The following is a 1,562-nucleotide window of genomic DNA, read 5'->3' on the forward strand; positions in this document are numbered from 1 at the left end:
GTGCAGCAGTAATTGCAGCTCGAACATCAGCAAACTTAGGATATTTACGAAGAATATTCTTCATTTGGTGAATCGCTTCATCCTTCTCACCAGTTTCATATAATGCGATCGCATAATTAGCACGGGCAAAAGCAAATTGGGGAGCCATATCAGCCGATTTCTTGTAATCTTCGATTGCTTTATCCCATTTTCCCAAACCAGCTTCCGCATTCCCGCGATTATTGTAAGCCATTGCGTCATTTGGATCGAGTTCCAGGACATGATTATAATCTGCGATCGCATCTTCCCATTTTCCCAAACCCTCTAACGCAGCACCACGATTCAAATAGGGGTCAGTCACATTCGGCGCAAGCTCCACAGACCGATTATAATCAGCCAAAGCCTCATTTAATTTATTTTGACTCACCCGCGAATTCCCGCGATTACTCCACACAGCAGGATTCATTGGGTCTTTTTCCAATACCTGTGTCCAATATTTCTCGGCAGTTTCAAAATCACCCTTGTCGGTAGCAGCAAAAGCCTTGTCACCTAATTCATCCCGTATTTGTAGCAGTTCGGGAGTCAAACTAGATGGTTGTGACTGGGCAAAAACAGGCAAATTCCAACCAAAACCTAAGCATAAACTGAGAACAATAGCAATTAACTTAATCATCTGACTTAAATTTAGCGTTCCATTACATATTGTGAGTCTAAAACTAAATTGTGACGATAAATTAAGAAGTTTTTGGTAAATCAACTTGCGGGAACGGGATTCTCATCAACCAAAATCCCCAAAAAAGTAGACTTATCTTGTACTAAATAGGTCGATTCTCTCGTCCGTGGTAAACACGCAAAATAATAATGTCATCCTCAAGAATAACGTAATGAATAATGTAGCCGTATTTGCCAAAATTCACTAACAGTTTCCGTAAACCAGCTATTTCGTCTACAATTTAGCCTCTGCGGGGGTTCTGCTGTAAACTTTCGCCAGAAGAAACAATCGCTTGTATTGCCCGTGCAGCAATATCAGGATTATTAAGTTTGATAAAATCATAATGACGATTTAAGTCATTGAGCGCGGTTTCAGTCCAAACTATTTGGGACATGGGAGTTCTTCATCAGTCCCTAAACTGTCTGCCCATTCACGTACTCGGTTATGTGCAACTCCTGAACCTTTGCATTGGTAAGTTTCCAGTACAGATTTACTTTGCTGAATCATTTGCGTTTCAGTCAAAGGCTGAAAATTTGATTCTGCGTCTATATCTCCGTACTCAAATGATTTTTCTATCTCTTGGATAGATTGATTAGTGAGTAACCGCTCGAAATCTTCTAAATCACCATCTGAACCAGTTAACCATTTTAAAAGAATAATTTTCACTTCTTCGCTAGGTAATGCCTCAAGATATTCTACAATTTGCTGTTTAATATTGCTTGCTGTCATAAGCTTTACTTTTTACAATTCCCAGTTGAATAATTATCTGTTTTGAAAATGCCTTACTTGTAATTTAAGAGGATGTTTGAAAAGTACCCCGAAATGTCATGCTGAGGCACGAAGCATCTCAATATACGCATGAAACGCAAGA

At 39.4% G+C, this 1,562-nt stretch carries 3 protein-coding genes; all 3 read right to left on the reverse strand.

Annotated features, from left to right (window positions below):
• Nucleotides 1-652, reverse strand: a 652-nt coding sequence (locus tag CK510_RS30170; protein WP_095725092.1) for a tetratricopeptide repeat protein, incomplete at its 3' end; no start/stop codon positions are given.
• 280 nt (nucleotides 653-932) lie between these two features.
• A complete protein-coding gene (locus CK510_RS33800; RefSeq protein ID WP_245912525.1) occupies nucleotides 933-1,085 on the reverse strand; it encodes a type II toxin-antitoxin system RelE/ParE family toxin in 153 nt (50 codons plus the stop codon).
• On the reverse strand, nucleotides 1,073-1,420 hold the full coding sequence (locus CK510_RS30180; RefSeq protein ID WP_095725093.1) for a hypothetical protein: 348 nt from the start codon (nucleotides 1,418-1,420) through the stop codon (nucleotides 1,073-1,075). Before CK510_RS30180 ends, CK510_RS33800 begins: the two co-directional genes overlap by 13 nt.
• Nucleotides 1,421-1,562 lie beyond the last annotated feature (142 nt).

The organism is Brunnivagina elsteri CCALA 953, from assembly GCF_002289455.1.
GTDB classification, from domain to species: Bacteria; Cyanobacteriota; Cyanobacteriia; order Cyanobacteriales; family Nostocaceae; genus Brunnivagina; species Brunnivagina elsteri.